This window comes from Azospirillum lipoferum (assembly GCF_024170005.1).
GTDB lineage: Bacteria > Pseudomonadota > Alphaproteobacteria > Azospirillales > Azospirillaceae > Azospirillum > Azospirillum lipoferum.
Window position 1 is genome coordinate 334,415 of record NZ_JALJXJ010000007.1, and the last position, 17,667, is coordinate 352,081.

The following is a 17,667-nucleotide window of genomic DNA, read 5'->3' on the forward strand; positions in this document are numbered from 1 at the left end:
GCCGTCAGCTCCGGTTGTCGGGGGCGGTGACGTCGCGCAGGCCGTCGCCCAGGAGGTTGATGCCCAGGACCAGCGCCACCAGGGCCACGCCGGGGATGGTGATGACCCAGGGGCTGAAGAACATGTACTGCTTGCCTTCCGAGATCATCAGGCCCCAGGACGGCAGCGGCGGCTGCACGCCAAGCCCGAGGAAGGACAGCGCCGCCTCCAGCAGGATGGCGTGAGCCATTTCCAGCGTGGCGACGACGATCAGCGGGTTGAGGATGTTCGGAAGAACCTCCGAGAAGACGATCAGCCGCGTCGAACAGCCGATGGCGCGGGCCGCCCCGACGAAATCGGCATGGGCGATCTGCTGGGTCGTCGACCGCGCCACCACGGCGAAGCGGTCCCACAGCAGCAGCCCCAGCACGACGATGACCGTGTTCAGCGAGGTGCCGACCAGCGCCGCCACCGCCAGCGCCACCAGCACCACCGGCAGCGCCAGCCGGACGTTGATGATGTAGCCGATGACCATGTCGACCCGCCCGCCGAAGAAGCCGGCGGCAACGCCCAGCGCCGTGCCGATGATGCCCGACAGCAGCACCGTCGCCGCCCCGATCATCAGCGAGATGCGCCCGCCATAGAGCAGTCGGGCGAAGTAATCACGCCCCAGCTTGTCGGTGCCGAGCCAGTGCTCCCAGCTTCCCTTGTCGTGCCAGACCGGCGGGATCAGCCGGCGGGAGATGTCCTGCGCATAGGGATCATGGGCGGTGAACAGCGGCGCGCCGATCGACAGAACGAGGATGACGGCGAGGAGGACCGCACCGGCCATGAAGCCGGGATGGCGCGTCGCCCGTTTGGTGAAACGGGCCAGCGGCGACCGGCGGACCGGAACCGGGTCGAAGCCGGCGGCCGGGGCGGAAGCAGAGGCGCTCGTGGTGCTCATGCGACACGGATCCTTGGGTCCAGCCAGGCGTTGAGGAGGTCGGCGAGGAAGGTCAGCAGGATGTAGATCGTGGCGAGCAGCATCACGATGGCCTGGACCACCGGGAAATCCTTGCGCGCGATGGCCTCCCAGGCGAGCTGGCCCAGCCCCTGGAGCGAGAAGACCGCCTCGACCACGATGGATCCGCCGAGCATGAAGCCGAACTGCACCGCCGCCAGCGCCACCACCGGCACCACCGCGTTGCGCAGCGCATGCTTGAAGATGACGGTGTGCGGCCGCAGGCCCTTGGCCCGCGCGGTGCGGATGTAATCGGACGCCATCACGTCCAGCATGCCGTTGCGGGTCAGCCGCATCACCGCCGGGATGGCGTACCAGCCGAGCGCCACCGACGGCAGCACATAATGGCTCCAGGTCGCATTGCCCGAAACCGGCAGCCAGCGCAGGTTCACCGCGAAGATGATGATCAGCGTCAGGCCGAGCCAGAAGGTCGGCACCGCCTGTCCCAGGGCGCAGAAGGCCAGGGCGGCGCGGTCGAACCAGCTGCCGCGCTTGACCGCGGCCAGCGCCCCCAGCGGAATGGCGACGGCCAGGGCGAGGCCGAGTGCAATGGCACCGAGCTTCAGGGTAATTGGGATGCGGTCGCCGAGCAGCGACGCTACCGACTCCCGGAAATAGAAGGACCGGCCGAAATCGAACCTGGCGGCCCCGGCCAGCCATTGGCCGTACTGGACCATGAGCGGCTGGTCCAGGCCATATTCGACGCGCACCCGCGCCACCTGCTCGGGCGACGCCTCGGGGCCGGCGAGGTCGGTGGCGAGATCGCCGGACAGGTGCAGAAGCAGAAAGGCGATGACCGATACGGTCAGCACCACCGACAGCGCCACGGCGAGCCGGCGAAGCAGGAATGCCAGCATGGCGGCCTCCCGAAGAGGAGAGTGCGGGAAAGCGTCGCGGGCCGGTCAGCGACTGCGCCGGCCCGCAGCGGATCACTTCCAATGAGCGGTGTAGAAGCGCGGAAGCTCGTCGGCCTGGGCGGTGAAGGACAGGTCGGAGCTGAAGGCGTAATTGCTGGGATAGGAGAACAGCGGCAGCAGATAGCCCTTCTCAGCGATCATCGACAGCGCCTGCTTATAAAGGTCCTTCCGCGCCGCGGTATCGGTGGTGGTATCCGCCTTTTCCAGCAGAGCCTTGACCTTGGGGTCCCGGCTCATGTCGTCCTCGTTCTCCTTGAACCACACACCTGTGAAGGCGGAGGCATCGTTCACAGAGAAGGAGCCCCAGGTCTGGTATTCCAGCGGCACCTTGCCGGCACGGGCCGCCTCGCGCATCGCGGCGTATTTCAGGAAGCGCAGGTTGGCGCGGATGCCGACCGCGCGCAGGTAGCCGACCACCGCCTCGGCATAGTCGCGTTCGCGATAGGCATAGAGATCGGTGTCGAACCCGTTCGGATAGCCGGCCTCGGCCAGCAGCTTGCGCGCCTTGTCCGGATTGTACTCGTAACGCGGCACGCCGTCGTCGGTGCAGCCGATCTGGTCGATGAAGCAGGCGGAATGCATCACCCGCGCGCCGCCGCCGACCAGATTCTTGACCATCGCCGGACGGTCGATGGCATAGGCGACGGCTTGGCGCACCTTATCGTTCTTCATCGGCGTGTCGGCGGCGGTGCGGCCGGCGGCGTCGAACTGCAGGAAGCCGACGCGCATCGTCTCGGCCGACAGCACGGTGACGTTCGGCACCGCCTTCAACTGGTCGGCCTGATCCTTCGGCACGCGCCAGATCCAGTCGACCCCGCCGGTCATCAGCTCGGCCATGCGGGTTTCGCCGTCCGGGATGACGCGGAATTCGATCTTGCCGATGGACGGATCGCCGAGCGGACTGCCTTTCCAGTAGCCCTTGAACTTCTCCATCTTCACGCCCTTGCCGTTCTCCACCGCCGTGATGCGGTAGGGACCGGTGCCGATGGGCGCCTTGGAGAAACCGTCCAGCCCGACCTTCTTGAAATAGGCGGCGGGATAGATCGGCGTCGGACCGGACAGATATTCCAGAGCCGCCGGGAACGGCCCCTTCAAACGGACGCGGACCGTGTGATCGTCGATCTTGTCGGCGCCGGCCATCCATTCGACATTCTGCTTGGTCACCACCTTCGCTTCCGGCGTCAGCACGTAATTGAAGGTGAAGACCACATCGTCGGCGGTGAAGGGCGAACCGTCGTGGAAGGTCACGCCCTGGCGCAACGTAAGTTCCAGCGTGACCGGATCGATCCATTTCCAGGCGGTGGCGAGTTGCGGCTCGTACTCTCCGGTCTTGGGGTTCCGGTTGATCAGCGTTTCCCACACGAGATGGGCGACGATGACGCCTTCGCGCAGATTGTTGTGATAGGGGCTGATGTTCTCCGGCTCGCTGTCCGACGCATAGACCAGCGTGTCGTTCGCCTTGTTGGCGAGAGCCGCGGTGGAAAGGGAGACCGTGGGCAGAGCCAGCGCCGCGGCTGCGGCGAACATCATCGACTTACCGTACGCAAAGGGCGCCATGTCCGAACTCCGTCCAAGAAGGTCCATTTGCACGAAAGTTAGCCATGACACGGTATTGTGCAGACTGGCATGCCGCAATTATAATAGTTGGAAGTTCCCGTTGCCGGGCTGGCAATGATATTGTTTATGTTTCTGATTTTCCGCGATCTTAGCCAATTGCGCCCGACGGGGGAATCGCCATGAACGCCACCGCGCTGCGCTATTTTCTGGAGGTTGTCCGCACCGGCTCGATTGCCGACGCGTCCACGCGCCTGCATGTCGCCTCATCCGCCATCAGCCGGCAGATCGCCCATCTCGAAGCGGACCTCGGTGTCGACCTGTTCGAACGCCGGCCGCGGGGCATGGTGCCGAGCTATGCCGGCGACCTGCTCGCCCGCCACGCCCAGCGGGTGTTCCTGGAAGAAGAGGCCATCGTGACCGAGTTGAAGCGGTTGCGCGGGCTGGCCACCGGGCGGGTCCGGGTCGCCGCGACCGAAGGGTTCGCCATGAGCCTGATCCCAGCAGCCATTCGCAGCTTCCGTGACCGCCATCCCGGCATCCGGGTCGAACTGCACGCCGATGCGCCGGCCGCCGTGACCCGCATGGTGCGGGAGGGAGAGGTCGATATCGGCGCGACCTTCTCCTTCGCTCCCGAGCCGGGGGTGAAGGCACTGGGGGAAGGGCGTGCGCCGGTTCTGGCGGTGATGGGGAAAGACCACCCGCTGGCAGACCGGTCCGTCCTGTCGCTGGTCGAACTGGCCCGCGAACCGATGGCCCTGCCGGAGAAGGACACAACGGTGCGCCAGCTGTTCGACATCGCCTGCGGACAGGCCGGCGTGGTCATCGAGCCGGTGCTGACCTCCAATTACATCGCTGGCCTATGGGCCTTCGCAGCGGAGGGTGGCGGCATCACCATCGCCAGCCCCTTCACCGTCCATTCCAGCGGGGTCGGCTTTCCGGTGGTGTCGATCCCGATCGACTCACCCACGCTCGATCAGCGCTATTACCAGATCCAGACCATGCTCGGCCGCCATCTGCCGGAGGCGGTCCATGCCTTCGCGACGCACCTGACCGGCATCATCCAGCGGACGGATCATGGCGCCGGGGCTTAATCGGCCAGCGCGATCTCGATCCGTTCCTTGCCCTTGCCGGTGTTGCGGCGCTTCAGCGTCAAGGCGCCGATCTCTCCCGTCCGACGCAGATGCGTACCGCCGCAGGGCACCCGGGCGAAGCCGGGGATCTCCCAGAAGCGGCGCTCCGCAGCCTCGTCGCTGAAGCCGCTGACGATGGGGGTGTCGGCGGCGATGACGCGCATCGCCTGCTCGGCGAATTCGGAGAGCAGCGGGGTCAGCGGCTCGCCCCAGGCGAAGTCGATGCGGGCCTTGTCGGCGGCGATATGGGCGCCGACCTTGTGGATGCCGGGCAGCCGGTGCATGACCAGTTCCAGCACGATCTCTGCCGCGAAGTGCAGCCGCATCAGCCGGTAGCGGCGCCCCCAGTCGATCGCCACCGAAACGGCGTCGCCGGCGGCAAGGCCATGGCCGGGTGCAAGCCGGTAGCGGATCTCGCGGCCGTCCTTGCGCGCCTCCAGCACGTCGAAGCGGCCGATGGTGCCTGCATCGCTCTCCTGCCCGCCGGAAAGGGCATAGAAGATGGTGGCCTCCAGCGTCACCTCGTCGCCGTCCGCCGCGGCTATGCGGGTATCCAGGCTGGTCCGGTAGGGATCGTCCCAGAACAGCTTCCGGGTCATGGACGTCCGCAGGTCATGAGGAGCCTCTTGAGATGCCGCAGCCCCGCACCGGCGGGGCTGCGGCGACAGACAAGACTATTTCAACAACCGTCCGCCGTTACTTGGACTCGCTCTTCAGGTAGGCGATCAGGTCGGCACGCTTGGCGTCGTCCTTGACACCGGCGAAGGCCATCTTGTTGCCGGGCAGCGCCGCCTTGGGATCCTTCAGATAGGTGTCCAGCTTCTGCTCGTCCCAGACATAGCCGGCATCCTTCACCGCCGCGGAATAGCTGAAGCCGTCGACGCTGCCAGCCTTGCGGCCGACGACGCCGTGCAGGTTGGGGCCGACGCGGTTGGGGCCACCGGCCTCGATGGTGTGGCAGGCCTTGCAGGTGTTGAACACCGACTTGCCCGCTGCGGCATCGCCGTCCGCGGCCTGGGCGGCGACGGTTCCACCGGAAATCAGAATGACGGACGCCAACAGAATTTTGCGCATGACGGACACAGCGGAACTCCCATTTCTCAACGTTGTCTCCGGCCAACCCGAAAAGTCGGCCGGAGAAGTCGCCCGGTTTCCTTCCGGCGGGCCAGGCGGAGGCTACTGGCGGCCAGAAAGGCCAGGAAGCGAATTTACCCGATGGTTGTCATCGGTTATTCCGATATCATCCTGCCGCATTAGGAGAACCGTGGATCGCGGCTGCACCCAGCGGATGCGACGAATCGTCTCACACCGGCCGGTCGCGATCAAGCTGCCGATGGCGTAGGTCTTGCGGCCGGCCGTACAGGCAGACAGTCGAGCGAGGTGTCATGGATACGGAAATGGCCCGGACATTTCTGGAGGTCACGGCGGCGGGCAGCTTCATGGCTGCGGCCGACCGGCTCCATGTGACCCAGTCGACGGTCAGCACGCGCATCCAGCAGCTGGAGCAGCAGCTTGGCTGCCGCCTGTTCGTGCGCAACAAGACCGGCGCCACGCTGACCACTGCCGGCCTGCGGTTCCAGCGCCATGCCGTGGCGATCCTCCGCCTGTGGGAACAGGCCCGGCAGGAGGCTACCCTGCCCACCGGACACAAGGCGCTGCTGCGCATCGGCAGCGAGGCGGGATTGTGGAACCGCCTGCTGCACCGCTGGATCCCCTGGATGCGGCGCAACGCCAACGACATCGCCCTGCGTTGCGACGTCGGGCTGCCGAACGGGCTGCTGCAAGGCCTTCAGGACGGGACGCTGGACGTCGCCGTCCTCTATTCGCCGCGCGCCCTGCCCGGCCTGTCCATCCGCCTGCTGCTGGAGGAGGAACTGGTCCTCTTCCGCATGCCGGTGGCCGAGGGGTGCCTGGAGGAGCCGTATGTCCACATCGACTGGGGCGACGATTTCCGCCGCAACGTGCGCCTGCACCGTCCCGATGTGCAGTCGGCTCCCGTCTCGATCGGCGTCGGCACGCTCGGGCTTGATTATGTCAAGCAATGCGGGGGCACCGGGCATTTCCCCCGGCAGCTCGTCCAGCCGCTGATCGATGCCGGAAAGGGAGAGATCCTGCCGGAAGCCCGGCCGCTCAGCCTTCCCATCTACGCCGCCTACCCGACCGACGCCGATGCCACCATCATCGATCCGGCGCTCACCGGGCTGAAGACCATTCTGGGTGCTCCGGCGAACCTGAGCGCGGCGGAGGGGCGTGACTGAGTTCGGCAATGCCGATGAACACCATCGGTTTATTTCGCTTTTTGCGATGGATAGGCCTGTCTAGGATCGGCCTCGCGGGTGGTGAGACCCCTTTCGGCACCGGTGCCGGCGGACCTCCGCCCCCGCTCCCCAACCAAGTCTCAAGGGTTCCGATCCGATGTCCATGCAACTGGCTCAGCCGTCCCTGCTCGAAGAGGACGGCACCCCGGCGGAAACCGAATCCCGCCGGTTCGAATCCCCCTACATCGTGTTCCCGTCGCTGATCCTGCTGCTGATCATGCCGTTCGGGATCGTGTTCCATCCGGCCTGGCTCGCCACCGCCGCCGAGGTGGGGGTGGTCGTGATGTTCATCGCCATCTTCCGCATGATGCGCATGTGAAGCGCGCGCATCCGCCGGTCAGCCGCGGGCGGACCGCGTTCTCCAGGTGACGGTCGCGGCAACCGCCAGCGCCCCTGCGCTCAAGGCCAGCGCCCAAAGCAGGATGCCGAAGCCGGTCCCGTCATGGCGCACCGCGACCGACAGCGCCGCAGCCAGACATAGCAGCGCCGCCAGCCGCAGCCGGAACACCGTCCGGCGCGGCGGCCCCCGCCTGGAATCGATCAGATCGCGCCAATGCCGCTCCACCGACAGGGCAAGTGCTGCAAAGGCGAGGTAGCAGAGCCCGAACAATCCGGGCAGCGACAGCGCATCAAGCATGGGGGCATCCAGCAGGGGAGCATCAGGCATGGTCGGTGACCTTCACCAGGGTTGAAAGTTCGGGATCCGGCCGCCGGACCAGCCGCCGCGACACCCGCCAGGCGGCAGCGGCGGTCAGCGCCAGTACCAGATCGACGCCCAGCACCGCCCAGTCGCCAGCGGCAACGGCGCGGCCGGGATGCTCGCCCGTCGTGATCCAGTTCAGCACCACACAGGCGGCCGCCAGAAGAGCCACGGCGGCGCATTGCCCGCTCCAGGGTGGATTTGGGGTCTGATCGGTCCGGGTGCGGATCGCGGCATGGATGGCGCAGCATATCCAGGTCAGGAAGAAGACGCCGACCTCCACCAGTTCCCGGGACGGAATTCCGGCCGGCAGCAACCGGTTGGCGGCCATCATCGCCAGCGTGGCGATCAGCAGTCCGGTGGTGCTGCCGCAGGCCAGCGCGGCGACGCTGCGCCAGCCGAGACCGGGCGTCACGCCATGGGCGACCCGCCGCTTTTCCATCCAGTACAGCATGCCGGTGCCGATCAGCACGCAACCGGCCAGTCCGAACAGGAAATACAGCCAGCGCAGCGGCCAATGGTCGAAGGCAGCGAAATGCAGGCCGGACAGGACCCGGTGCGTCGCCACGATCGGCCCTGGCGCCTGATATTTCAGAAGGGCGCCGGTGACGCCGTCGAAGAAGACCGGCTGGACGTCCAGGCTGATATGGTCGCCGGTATCGCGGTTGACGCGGACGACCGAGGCGGCATCGCCGGCATTGTAAACGAACACCACGGCCGCCTCGCCGCCGCCCCACAGCCGCCGGGCCTCCGCCACCATCGGATCGAGCGGTGCCAGCGGAGCGGCGATGCCGCTGCGCGGCCGGCTGTAATTGCCGAGCGCATCGTCGTAGAAGCGCAGCAGATCGCCGCCATAGAGCGCCTGCACACCGGCCGGCAGGACGATCGGCAGGACGATCACGATGCCGGTGACCGTGATCATCAGATGGAAGGGCAGAACCAGCACGCCGGTCAGGTTGTGCAGGTCGAGCAGCGAGCGGCGGAGCTGTCCCCAGCTGCGGAAGGTGAAGAAGTCCTTGAAGATCCGGGCATGGATGATGACGCCGGAGATCAGCCCGGCCAGCATCGCCACCGACGCGAAGCAGACGATCCAGTAGCCGACGAAGCCGGCCTTCAGAAGCAGGCTGTAATGCAGCGGATAGAAGAAGGACCCGGCGCCGAGCGTTCCCACCGGGGGCAGCAGCGTGCCGTCGGCGGTCGCCACCCCTCCGGCATTGCCGCTCTCCGTCCGCACCCGCAGCGCCATCACCGGCCGCCGTTCGTCCGGCAGCTGGACGAACCAGTCGCGCACCGCCCGGCCGGCGGCAAGCTTCTCCACCACCGGCACCACCGCATGGTCGAGCGAGATTGGGTCGAGCGAGACCGGACCGACCTCCACCGCGCCGACCCGGGTGGCGGGCATCATCCAGCGGTCGATCTCCGAGGCGAAGACGGCCAGCGATCCCATGAAGAAGATCAGCATCAGCAGCCCGCCGAGCGTCACCCCGGCCCAGGTGTGCGGCCACAGCATTGCGGCGCGCAGGGCCGGGCTGATCAGCTTGCGCTTCTTCGCCGTCATCTTAGCCGTCATGGCCCCGCCATCCCGGCAAATTGCGATACCGCGATCAGCAGCACCCCGCCACCGCCCAGCACCGCCCAGCCGACCGTGACCCGCGGCACCGCGAAAGCCCACAACGCCGCCACCGGCAGCACCACCAGGGCCAGCAGGCTGGAAGCAGTGACCGCCTCCGCCGGGGCCATCCCGGCCAGCGCCCCCAGTTCCGCTCCGAAAGCGGCAAGGCCCCAGGCGAAGCCATAGGCGCCGAACACGGCGGCAGCCACCCTTGCGGCCATGTGCAGGCGCGACGGCTCCGCCTTTCCTCCCCCAGGGCTTCCGGTCTGCCCGGCAGTCTTCATCGTGATGGCTCCCCAGCCAATGCGCCGGCGGGGCCGCGCGCGGTGCGAACTCCCATCCTGCATAATGATACTGATTATCATTTGCAAGACCGTTCGCCGCTCAGGCCCGGCAGGAAAAACGGATCTCAACTTTCCGCTTTGTCCGCCAAGCGGGCCTGTGGGACAAATCCTCATGCCGACCAAGCTGGATTTCCGCCGCCTCCGCTATTTCGTCGCCGTCTGCGAACTCGGCAGCTTTTCAAAAGCCAGCGAGTTTCTGAACGTGGCCCAGTCGGCACTCAGCCAGCATGTGGCGACGCTGGAGGAGGATCTCGGCGTCCAACTCCTCGTCCGTCAGCCGCGCGGAGTCAGCCGGACCGAGGCCGGCGACCGGCTGTTCGCCCATGCCCGGGGCGTGCTGCATGCGCTGGAACAGGCGGAACTGGACGTGGTGTCGCTGTCGCGGGCGGTGGTCGGACCGGTGATGGTCGGCTTCAACTATACCGCGATGGAGGCCATCGGCCTGCCCTTCATCCGCCGCGTCGCCTCCACCCTGACCGAGGTCAAGCTGCGCGTGATCGAGGCGCACAGCGAGATCATGCATCAGTGGATGCTGTCCGGTCAGGCCGACCTCGCTTTGACCCTTGTCCCCCCCAACGACGACCGGCTGGAAGGCGTGCCGCTGCTGGACGAGGATCTGGTCTGCCTCGGCACCCGTGCCATGATCGGCGACGGCGGCCCCATCGATCTGTCCGACGTGCTGCGCCTGCCGCTGATCATGCCCGGCCGCACAGCGGTTCTCCAGGCGCTGGCCAGCGATGCCGAGGTGCGCAACGCCATCGCCGCCAAGGTCTATCTGGAAATCGAATCCGCGGTGCCGCTGAAGCGGGCGGTCAGCGCCGGGCTGGGCGTGACGGTCCAGTCGGCGGCCCTGGCCGGTGACGAGATCGCCCGTGGCGAACTGGTGGCACGGCCGGTGGTGAACCCGTCGATGGGGCGTACCCTGTATCTGGTGTCTTCGCGGATGAAGACCGCGTCCCGCGCCGTGGTCGAGGCGCGGCGGCTGATGATCGACGTGGTGCGCGAGGCGCAGGCGAGCGGCCGCTGGCCCGGCCGGCTGCGCGGGACCCATCTCGAAACCAGATAGCCCGCTTCGTTTCTTTGTATTTTACGACACTGCCTCCCCGTGCTGTTCTGTTTCGCAGGCAAACAATCCGAAGGCCCGCAGTTGAACGGGCTCCGCTTCCGGCCACGACTTTCAAACCCGCCGGAGCGCCGCAACGAACCACCACCGGGAGGTGCAGGACATGACGCCCGCCAAGACGTCGAGCCACACGAAGACCATGCTGTCGCTGTTCGCCGCCGCATCGGCCACGGCGCTGACGACGCTGCTGCCGATGGATGCGGAGGCCGCGACACGGATGCGTTGCAGCCACCAGCTGCCGCCGTCCCATCACATCGCCAAGGTCATCGACCGCTGGGCGGCCGAGGTGAAGACACTGTCGGACGGGAATCTCGACGTCCAGGTCTTCGGCGCCGACAGCCTGATCAAGGCCAACGACAACATCCTGGCCGTCGCCAAGGGCGACATCGAATGCGCCTTCTCCCTGAACTTCCAATGGGGCAAGACGCTGCCGCTGATGAACGTCACCGTCGGCCCCTACACCATGTCGTCGATCGAGGCCTGGCGGAAATGGCCGACCTCCGAAGCGGCGGCCTTCCTTGAGGACCGCCTGCTGAAGAAGGGCGTGAGGAACGTGGTCTGGATGTTCCAGACCAACACGACCGTCTTCACCTCCAAGGGCAAGCCGCTGCTGAAGCCGGCGGACTTCCAGGGCCAGAAGATGCGCGGCATCGGTCCGGCCTTCGACCGCGGGCTGAAGGCGATGGGCGCCACCCCGGTGGCGATCCCCGGCAGCGAGGTCTATCAGGCACTGGCGACCGGCGTCATCGACTCCGCCCTCACCGACGTCGCCGCCGCCTGGTCGCGCAAATATTACGAGGTGCAGGACCACATGACTGTGGTGCCGGTGCTGGCCGCCTATCTGCACGGCTACGTCAATCCCCGCTGGTACGACAAGCTGACCGACAAGGACAAGGCCGCCCTGAAGAAGGCCGGCGAGGAGGCCGCCGCCTGGGCGCTGGAAGCGTCTCAGGAGGCCGCCGCCAACGCCCCGGCGGAGCTGGAATCGAAGGGCGTCAAGGTCCACATCGCGACCGCCGAGGAGAATGCCGCCTTCAAGGCCGCCATGGCTCCCGCCTTCGCCGAGGGCTTCGCCGACGAGACCGGCGCGGACGGCCGCAAGCTGCTGGAACTCGTCCAGAAGCTTCAGTAACGGGAGGACAAGCCATGAGCAGCATGTCCACTCCGGACGCCGTAACACCGGTAAGCGGCAAATCCACCTCCCGTGGCGCCCTGCGCCTGCTGACCGGCGCGGCATCGGTCCTGTCGCGCATCGGCGGCGCGCTGAGCATCCTGCTGATCGCCATCGTCCTGGCCCTGACCACGGCCGGGGTCGTCGCCCGCTATGTCGTCGGCCACCCGCTGGAGGGTGTCGACGAGGCCTGCGGCTATCTGGTCGTCGCCATGGTGATGGCCGGTGCCGCCGAGGCGCTGCGCACCGGCCACCATATCCGCATCGACCTGATCCTGGGTTTCATCGGTCCGCGCGGCCGGCGCTGGCTCGACGCCTGGTCGAACCTGGCGGTGCTGGTCTTCGCCGTGCTGCTGGTCCGCACCGGCTGGCACAGCGCCGTCTTCTCCCATGACTTCGACGCCTTCTCCTCGGGCCAGCTGGAGCTGCCGCTGTGGATCCCGCAGGCCACGCTCCCCATCGGTGCCGCCCTGCTGGGGATCGTCGCCTTCGCCAAGCTGATCAATGCTCTGGCCGGACATGAGTCGGACGAACAGAGGGGAGGCCACTGATGACGTTCCTGATCCTGGGCCTGCTGCTGCTCCTGCTGTTCAGCGGCATGCCGATCTTCGCCGCCCTCTCCCTCACCTCGCTCGGCGTGCTGGCCCTGTTCGAGGGCAGCGTCGACAGCATGGCCGACGCGGTGTTCGCCAGCCTGAACAACCCGCTGCTCGCCACCATTCCGATGTTCGCCTTCATGGCGCACGTCATGATCAAGGCCAAGGTGGTCGACGACCTCTATGAGATGTCGAACACGCTGGTCGGGCACATCAAGGGCGGGCTCAGCTTCGCCACCATCCTGTCCTGCACCATCTTCTCGACCATCTCCGGATCCTCGGTAGCGACCGCGCTGACCATCGGGTCGATTTCCATCCCGCAGATGAAGCGCTACGGCTACCGCCAGCGCGACACCTACGGGCTGATCGCCGCCGGCGGCACGCTGGGCATCCTGATCCCGCCGTCCGGGCCGATGATCCTCTACGCCATCGTCACCGACGCCTCGATCGGCGCGCTGTTCCTGGCCGGCATCGTCCCGGGCCTGCTGATGGCGGTCATCTTCGCCGGCTACAGCTGGCTCCAGGCCAAGCGGATGGACAGCGTGCAGTCGCAGCCCTGGCCCGGCTTCGGCACTGTCATCGCCGCCTTCCGCAAGTCGATCTGGGCGGTGATGATGCCGCCGCTGATCCTGGGTGGCATCTATCTCGGCGTCTTCACCGCCGGAGAGGCGGCGGCGGTCGGCGCGGTCTATGCGCTGGCGGTGGCGCTGCTGGTCTACCGCAACGTCTCCGTCGCCGATCTGCTGGACTGCGGCGTCCAGACGATGCGGACCAGTGTCATGCTGTTCATGATCATCGCCGCCGCCGGCATGTTCGGTCACGCCATCACCATCATCCGCCTGCCGGCCCAGATCATGGAGACGGTGGCGACGCTGGGCCTGTCGCAGAGCGGCTTCATCCTGGCGGTGATGTTCGCGATCTTCATCCTGGGCATGTTCCTGGAAACCATCGCCATCATCCTGATCACCACGCCGATCATCCTGCCGGTGATGACCGCGCTGGGGATCAACCCGATCTGGTACGGCGTGATGCTGATGATCAACCTGGAGCTGGCGCTGATCACCCCGCCGGTCGGCATGAACCTGTTCGTCATCAAGGGCATAACCACCTCCTCCCTGGCGGAGGTGACCCGCGGTGCCCTGCCCTATGTGCTGCTGATGATGGCCGGCCTGTTCATCATCTGGCTGTTCCCGCAGCTGTCGCTCTGGCTGCCGCAAGCCGCCGGCTTCGGGATCTGACGACCCTCTGAACCCCCTCCCATTTCTTTCCCGCTTCCCCGGGTGCGCGCCCTCTCCCGCGCACCCGAACGGAGACTTCTTGCCATGACGAAAGCCCCCGTGACCATCGTCGAGGTCGGCCTGCGCGACGGGCTCCAGATCCTCGACCGCGTGGTTCCCACCGCCGACAAGCTGCGCTGGCTGGAAGCCGAACACCGCGCCGGCGTCCGCCGGTTCGAAGCGGTCTCCTTCGTGCCGCCCAAGCTGCTGCCCCAGATGGCCGACGCCGCCGAGGTGGTGGCCGGCGCCCGCGCGCTGCCCGACGTCATCGTCCACACGCTGGCCCCCAACCTGAAGGGCGCTACGGCAGCCCTTGCCGCCGGTTCCGACGTCATCGTCCTGCCGCTGTCGGCCAGCGAGGCGCACAGCCGCGCCAACATCCGCAAGACCCGCGCGGAGTCGGTGGAGGAACTGGCCCGCGTCTGCCGCGCCCGTGATGAAGGCGGTTACAAGACCCGCATCGACGCCGGCATCTCGACCGCCTTCGGCTGCACCATCCAGGGCGAGGTGCCGGAGGACGAGGTGGTCCGCCTGTGCGAATCCTGCCTGGAGGCCGGGGCCGACCGCGTGGCGCTGGCCGATACCGTCGGCTATGCCGACCCGGTCCAGGTCCGCCGCCTGTACAAGCGGGTGAAGGACATCGCCGGCGACCGCCTGCAAAGCGCCCATTTCCACGACACCCGCGGCCTCGGCCTCGCCAACTGCCTTGCCGTGCTCGACATCGGCATTCGCGAATTCGACGCCTCGCTCGGCGGGCTGGGCGGCTGCCCACATGCCCCCGGCGCCAGCGGCAACGTCGCGACCGAGGATCTGGCCTTCATGCTGGAAGCGATGGGCTTCGACACCGGCATCGACCTGGACGCCCTGATCGAAGCGCAACGCCTGCTCGCCACCCTGCTTCCCGGCCAGACGCTGCACGGCAAGATCGCCACCGCCGGTCTGCCGAAGCATTTCCACCGGAGCCCCGTCCATGCCTGACAGCAATACAGTCCTCCCGCTTTCCGGCATCCGCGTCGTCGAATTCTCCCACATGGTGATGGGGCCGACCTGCGGCATGATCCTGGGCGACCTGGGCGCCGACGTGATCAAGGTGGAACCGGTGACCGGCGACAAGACCCGTGCCCTGCCGGGCGCCGCCGCCGGCTTCTTCCGCACCTTCAACCGCAACAAGAAGTCGCTGGCCGTCGACCTGAACAGCCCCGACGGGCTGGCCGCAATCCACAGGCTGGTCGACACCGCCGATGTGGTGCTGGAGAATTTCCGCCCCGGCCTGATGGCGAAATACGGTCTCGACTACGCCAGCCTCGCTGCGCGCAATCCGCGCATCATCAACCTGTCGCTGAAGGGCTTCCTGCCCGGACCCTACGAGAAGCGCACGGCGCTGGACGAAGTGGTGCAGATGATGGCCGGGCTCGCCTACATGACCGGTCCCACCGGCCGGCCGCTGCGCGCCGGCAGCTCGGTCAACGACATCATGGGCGGCATGTTCGGGGTGATCGGCGTCCTGGCGGCGCTCCGCACCCGCGAGGCCACCGGCCATGGCCAGGACATCCAGTCCGGCCTGTACGAAACCTGCGTCCTGCTGTCGGCCCAGCACATGCAGCAGTTCGCCGTGACCGGCGAGGCGCCGCCCCCCTTCCCCGAACGCATCGCCGCCTTCAGCATCTACGACACCTTCGAGGTGAAGGACGGCGAGCAGATCTTCCTGGGCGCGGTCAGCGACGTGCAGTGGCGGACCTTCTGCACCGCCTTCGGCTTCGACGACCTGCTGGCCGACCCGCGGCTGGACGGCAACACCAAACGCTGCCTTGCCCGCGACTGGATGCTGCCGGAAATCCGCCGCCGCCTCGCCGCCTACAGCAAGGCCGAGATTGCCGAGCTGTTCGAGCGCAACGGCCTGCCCTATGCCCCGATCAACCGGCCGGAGGAACTGTTCGACGATCCCCACCTGATCGAGAGCGGCGGCCTTGCGACCATCACCACCGAAACCGGCGGAGAGACCCGCGTCCCGCTTCTGCCGCTGACGCTGGACGGCCGGCGTCTGGGTCCGCGCATGGCCTTGCCGCCGGTGGGCGCGCAGAGCGCGACGCTGCTGGCCGAACTGGGCTACAGTCGGGCCGACATCGACCGCCTGCTCGCCGCCGGGGTGATTGCCGATCCGGCTGCGGAGACGGAGGCCGAACGGCTCGCCTCCTGACCGGCGCCAAACGCTGGCAGGCCCTGAAAAGGACAAGAAGAATGACCACCGAGAGCGCAACCGGAGCCGCCTTCGAAACCGGGGCCTTCGAAACCGGGGAAGCCCTGCTCGCCCGCCACCCCGGCGCCATCATCCAACCCGTCAAGGGAGTATGGCCGCGCATCGCCACCGACGCCTATGTCGCCCCCGGTGCCGTGGTGGTCGGCGACGTCACCATCGGGGCGGAAGCCAGCGTCTGGTACGGCTGCGTGCTGCGCGGCGACGACCACAGCATCACCGTCGGCCCGCGCACCAACATCCAGGACGGCACCATCATCCACGTCATGCTGAACGAGCACCCGACCGTCATCGGCGCCGACGTGGTGATCGGCCATGGCGTGCGGATGCATGGCTGCACGCTGGCGGACGGCTGCCTGATCGGCATCGGCGCAATCGTGCTGGACGGCGCGGTGGTGGAAAGCGGCGCCATGCTGGCCGCCGGTGCCGTGCTGACCCCGCGCAAGCGCATCCCCGCCCGCCAGCTCTGGGCCGGCAGCCCGGCCAAGCATCTGCGCGACGTCACCGACGCCGAGGTGGAGTTCATCGCCTTCGACGTTCGCCATTATGCCGGCTTGGCGCGGGCCGCATCGGGCCGCGGGTGACCCTCCGCCGGGACAGGGGCGAGACGGAGGCCTGCATCCGGACGTTCAACATTCGGATGCAGGCTTGGCTTTGCCGCAGGATCGCACCGCGCAACTAAGAAAGCAGACAGGTGGTCAGTCCGGCCCGACCGCCGGACCGTCGGCGCTGAGCAGCGCGCGCAGCAGCGCATTGGGGAAACGGCGCCGCACGGTGACGGCATAGAAGGTCTCGGTGATGCCGGGCAGCACGTCGGCGGCGTGCAGCAGGCCGGACGCCAATTCGTCCTTCACCACGATCGGCGGCAGCACCGCAAGCCCGACATCCTCGCGGGCCAGCAGGCGCATCATCGCCATGTCGTCCACCTCCGCAGCGATCTGCGGGCGGATGCCGATGCGGTCGGCCAGCGCGTCGAAGGCGGTGCGCACGCTGCTGTCGGCGGTCGGCAGGATCACCGGATGACCGGTCAGCAGCTCCGCGATGGTGCCGCCGCTGGCGACGCGGTGCGGCGTTCCCACCAGGTTGACCGGCTGTTCCGCCAGCCGGTGGGCGACGAAGGGCGATGCCGCGTCGCCGGCCGGCGGCCGGTTCATCAGCACGACGTCCAGATTCAGCGCCTCCAGCGCCTGCAACAGCTCCGCCGGGCTGCCCGAGCGCAGGATGACGTCGACATCCTCCTGCCCCAGGACCGGACGCAGGAAACCGATCTGGAAATTCCGCGACAGCGTCGCCTGCGCCCCCACCCGCAAGGCCCGCCGCGTCCGGCCGGCATCCTTCAGCGTGCCCACCAGCTCCTCGCCCAGCGCGAAGATCGAATCGGCATGGTCGAGCGCGATCCGCCCGGCCTCGGTCAGGCGGAGCTGCCGGCCCTCCCGTTCGAACAGGGCATGGCCCAGCCGCTCCTCCAGCTTGCGGATCTGCACCGACAGCGCCGACTGGGTCAGGTTCAGCCGCGCCGCCGTTCGCGTCAGGTTCCCGTCATGGGCCACCGCCCGGAAATAGAAGAGGTGATGGTAGTTCAGATCCCGCATCGTTCGATTTTACCGAACGATATTCCGAGAACAATGAATTTTTTTGAGCAACGCGGCGCTGCTAGATCGAAGGGACAGCCCCCTCACGCAGTTC

The 17,667-nt window shown here is 67.3% G+C and carries 19 protein-coding genes; 10 read left to right on the forward strand and 9 right to left on the reverse strand.

Features of this window, described 5'->3' with window-relative positions:
• Positions 1–4 precede the first annotated feature (4 nt).
• From J2848_RS17830 to J2848_RS17840, 3 genes are all read right to left on the reverse strand, one after another.
• On the reverse strand, positions 5–925 hold the full coding sequence (locus tag J2848_RS17830; protein ID WP_149232153.1) for an ABC transporter permease: 921 nt from the start codon (positions 923–925) through the stop codon (positions 5–7).
• On the reverse strand, positions 922–1,839 hold the full coding sequence (locus J2848_RS17835) for an ABC transporter permease (protein ID WP_149232152.1): 918 nt from the start codon (positions 1,837–1,839) through the stop codon (positions 922–924). The genes J2848_RS17830 and J2848_RS17835 overlap by 4 nt, the downstream gene beginning before the upstream one ends.
• A 72-nt stretch (positions 1,840–1,911) precedes the next feature.
• Entirely contained in the window at positions 1,912–3,456 is a 1,545-nt protein-coding gene (locus J2848_RS17840) for an ABC transporter substrate-binding protein (protein ID WP_246193934.1), read from the reverse strand.
• Positions 3,457–3,635: 179 nt separating this feature from the next.
• Between J2848_RS17840 and J2848_RS17845 the strand changes: the two genes are divergently transcribed.
• Complete coding sequence (locus tag J2848_RS17845; RefSeq protein WP_149232151.1) at positions 3,636–4,547, forward strand: LysR family transcriptional regulator; 912 nt, start codon at positions 3,636–3,638, stop codon at positions 4,545–4,547.
• Here the strand turns inward: J2848_RS17845 and J2848_RS17850 are convergent.
• Both J2848_RS17850 and J2848_RS17855 read right to left on the reverse strand, forming a co-directional pair.
• Positions 4,544–5,185 carry an alanyl-tRNA editing protein gene (locus tag J2848_RS17850; RefSeq protein WP_149232150.1) on the reverse strand — a complete coding sequence of 214 codons (642 nt, stop codon included), beginning with the start codon at positions 5,183–5,185 and terminating at the stop codon, positions 4,544–4,546. The two genes, J2848_RS17845 and J2848_RS17850, sit on opposite strands and share 4 nt — an antisense overlap.
• A 97-nt stretch (positions 5,186–5,282) precedes the next feature.
• Positions 5,283–5,645, reverse strand: a complete 363-nt coding sequence (locus J2848_RS17855; protein ID WP_318604584.1) for a c-type cytochrome — start codon at positions 5,643–5,645, stop codon at positions 5,283–5,285.
• 338 nt (positions 5,646–5,983) lie between these two features.
• On the opposite strand from J2848_RS17855, the gene J2848_RS17865 reads away from it, so the two are divergent.
• Both J2848_RS17865 and J2848_RS17870 read left to right on the forward strand, forming a co-directional pair.
• Complete coding sequence (locus J2848_RS17865) at positions 5,984–6,844, forward strand: LysR family transcriptional regulator (protein WP_170307075.1); 861 nt, start codon at positions 5,984–5,986, stop codon at positions 6,842–6,844.
• 157 nt (positions 6,845–7,001) lie between these two features.
• Entirely contained in the window at positions 7,002–7,223 is a 222-nt protein-coding gene (locus J2848_RS17870; RefSeq protein ID WP_149232147.1) for a hypothetical protein, read from the forward strand.
• Positions 7,224–7,241: 18 nt separating this feature from the next.
• On the opposite strand, the gene J2848_RS17875 is transcribed toward J2848_RS17870, so the two are convergent.
• Genes J2848_RS17875 through J2848_RS17885 form a run of 3 tightly spaced genes read right to left on the reverse strand, consistent with a single transcriptional unit; the run spans position 7,242 to position 9,500 of the window.
• On the reverse strand, positions 7,242–7,571 hold the full coding sequence (locus J2848_RS17875; RefSeq protein ID WP_149232146.1) for a DUF3325 family protein: 330 nt from the start codon (positions 7,569–7,571) through the stop codon (positions 7,242–7,244).
• Positions 7,564–9,174, reverse strand: coding sequence for a PepSY-associated TM helix domain-containing protein (locus J2848_RS17880; protein ID WP_149232145.1), 1,611 nt, complete (start codon positions 9,172–9,174; stop codon positions 7,564–7,566). The genes J2848_RS17875 and J2848_RS17880 overlap by 8 nt, the downstream gene beginning before the upstream one ends.
• Positions 9,171–9,500, reverse strand: coding sequence for an iron uptake protein (locus J2848_RS17885; protein ID WP_149232144.1), 330 nt, complete (start codon positions 9,498–9,500; stop codon positions 9,171–9,173). The genes J2848_RS17880 and J2848_RS17885 overlap by 4 nt, the downstream gene beginning before the upstream one ends.
• 172 nt (positions 9,501–9,672) lie before the next feature.
• Here J2848_RS17885 and J2848_RS17890 point away from each other — a divergent pair, with 172 nt between their 5' ends.
• From J2848_RS17890 to J2848_RS17920, 7 genes are all read left to right on the forward strand, one after another.
• Positions 9,673–10,626, forward strand: a complete 954-nt coding sequence (locus tag J2848_RS17890; RefSeq protein WP_149232143.1) for a LysR family transcriptional regulator — start codon at positions 9,673–9,675, stop codon at positions 10,624–10,626.
• Between the two features lie 160 nt (positions 10,627–10,786).
• The gene (gene dctP, locus J2848_RS17895) at positions 10,787–11,815 is read left to right on the forward strand and encodes a TRAP transporter substrate-binding protein DctP (RefSeq protein ID WP_149232142.1); all 1,029 of its coding nucleotides are present in this window, start codon (positions 10,787–10,789) and stop codon (positions 11,813–11,815) included.
• Positions 11,816–11,829: 14 nt separating this feature from the next.
• Entirely contained in the window at positions 11,830–12,405 is a 576-nt protein-coding gene (locus tag J2848_RS17900; RefSeq protein ID WP_149232141.1) for a TRAP transporter small permease, read from the forward strand.
• Positions 12,405–13,688, forward strand: a complete 1,284-nt coding sequence (locus J2848_RS17905) for a TRAP transporter large permease (RefSeq protein ID WP_149232140.1) — start codon at positions 12,405–12,407, stop codon at positions 13,686–13,688. The genes J2848_RS17900 and J2848_RS17905 overlap by 1 nt, the downstream gene beginning before the upstream one ends.
• 84 nt (positions 13,689–13,772) lie before the next feature.
• The gene (locus tag J2848_RS17910; RefSeq protein ID WP_149232139.1) at positions 13,773–14,705 is read left to right on the forward strand and encodes a hydroxymethylglutaryl-CoA lyase; all 933 of its coding nucleotides are present in this window, start codon (positions 13,773–13,775) and stop codon (positions 14,703–14,705) included.
• A complete protein-coding gene (locus tag J2848_RS17915; protein WP_149232138.1) occupies positions 14,698–15,924 on the forward strand; it encodes a CaiB/BaiF CoA transferase family protein in 1,227 nt (408 codons plus the stop codon). The genes J2848_RS17910 and J2848_RS17915 overlap by 8 nt, the downstream gene beginning before the upstream one ends.
• A gap of 41 nt (positions 15,925–15,965) precedes the next feature.
• Complete coding sequence (locus J2848_RS17920; RefSeq protein WP_149232137.1) at positions 15,966–16,565, forward strand: gamma carbonic anhydrase family protein; 600 nt, start codon at positions 15,966–15,968, stop codon at positions 16,563–16,565.
• Between the two features lie 114 nt (positions 16,566–16,679).
• Here the strand turns inward: J2848_RS17920 and J2848_RS17925 are convergent, their stop codons facing one another.
• The gene (locus J2848_RS17925) at positions 16,680–17,573 is read right to left on the reverse strand and encodes a LysR family transcriptional regulator (protein WP_149232136.1); all 894 of its coding nucleotides are present in this window, start codon (positions 17,571–17,573) and stop codon (positions 16,680–16,682) included.
• Positions 17,574–17,667 lie beyond the last annotated feature (94 nt).

Excerpts from the sequence above, each read along its gene's own strand:
- J2848_RS17840 (WP_246193934.1), bottom strand. The coding sequence starts at position 3,456 with ATGGCGCCCTTTGCGTACGGTAAGTCGATGATGTTCGCCGCAGCCGCG.
- J2848_RS17865 (WP_170307075.1), top strand. The coding sequence starts at position 5,984 with ATGGCCCGGACATTTCTGGAGGTCACGGCGGCGGGCAGCTTCATGGCT.
- J2848_RS17875 (WP_149232146.1), bottom strand. The coding sequence starts at position 7,571 with ATGCCTGATGCTCCCCTGCTGGATGCCCCCATGCTTGATGCGCTGTCG.
- J2848_RS17850 (WP_149232150.1), bottom strand. The coding sequence starts at position 5,185 with ATGACCCGGAAGCTGTTCTGGGACGATCCCTACCGGACCAGCCTGGAT.
- J2848_RS17835 (WP_149232152.1), bottom strand. The coding sequence starts at position 1,839 with ATGCTGGCATTCCTGCTTCGCCGGCTCGCCGTGGCGCTGTCGGTGGTG.
- J2848_RS17900 (WP_149232141.1), top strand. The coding sequence starts at position 11,830 with ATGAGCAGCATGTCCACTCCGGACGCCGTAACACCGGTAAGCGGCAAA.
- J2848_RS17920 (WP_149232137.1), top strand. The coding sequence starts at position 15,966 with ATGACCACCGAGAGCGCAACCGGAGCCGCCTTCGAAACCGGGGCCTTC.
- J2848_RS17925 (WP_149232136.1), bottom strand. The coding sequence starts at position 17,573 with ATGCGGGATCTGAACTACCATCACCTCTTCTATTTCCGGGCGGTGGCC.
- dctP (WP_149232142.1), top strand. The coding sequence starts at position 10,787 with ATGACGCCCGCCAAGACGTCGAGCCACACGAAGACCATGCTGTCGCTG.
- J2848_RS17905 (WP_149232140.1), top strand. The coding sequence starts at position 12,405 with ATGACGTTCCTGATCCTGGGCCTGCTGCTGCTCCTGCTGTTCAGCGGC.
- J2848_RS17890 (WP_149232143.1), top strand. The coding sequence starts at position 9,673 with ATGCCGACCAAGCTGGATTTCCGCCGCCTCCGCTATTTCGTCGCCGTC.
- J2848_RS17880 (WP_149232145.1), bottom strand. The coding sequence starts at position 9,174 with ATGACGGCTAAGATGACGGCGAAGAAGCGCAAGCTGATCAGCCCGGCC.
- J2848_RS17845 (WP_149232151.1), top strand. The coding sequence starts at position 3,636 with ATGAACGCCACCGCGCTGCGCTATTTTCTGGAGGTTGTCCGCACCGGC.
- J2848_RS17910 (WP_149232139.1), top strand. The coding sequence starts at position 13,773 with ATGACGAAAGCCCCCGTGACCATCGTCGAGGTCGGCCTGCGCGACGGG.
- J2848_RS17870 (WP_149232147.1), top strand. The coding sequence starts at position 7,002 with ATGTCCATGCAACTGGCTCAGCCGTCCCTGCTCGAAGAGGACGGCACC.
- J2848_RS17830 (WP_149232153.1), bottom strand. The coding sequence starts at position 925 with ATGAGCACCACGAGCGCCTCTGCTTCCGCCCCGGCCGCCGGCTTCGAC.
- J2848_RS17915 (WP_149232138.1), top strand. The coding sequence starts at position 14,698 with ATGCCTGACAGCAATACAGTCCTCCCGCTTTCCGGCATCCGCGTCGTC.
- J2848_RS17885 (WP_149232144.1), bottom strand. The coding sequence starts at position 9,500 with ATGAAGACTGCCGGGCAGACCGGAAGCCCTGGGGGAGGAAAGGCGGAG.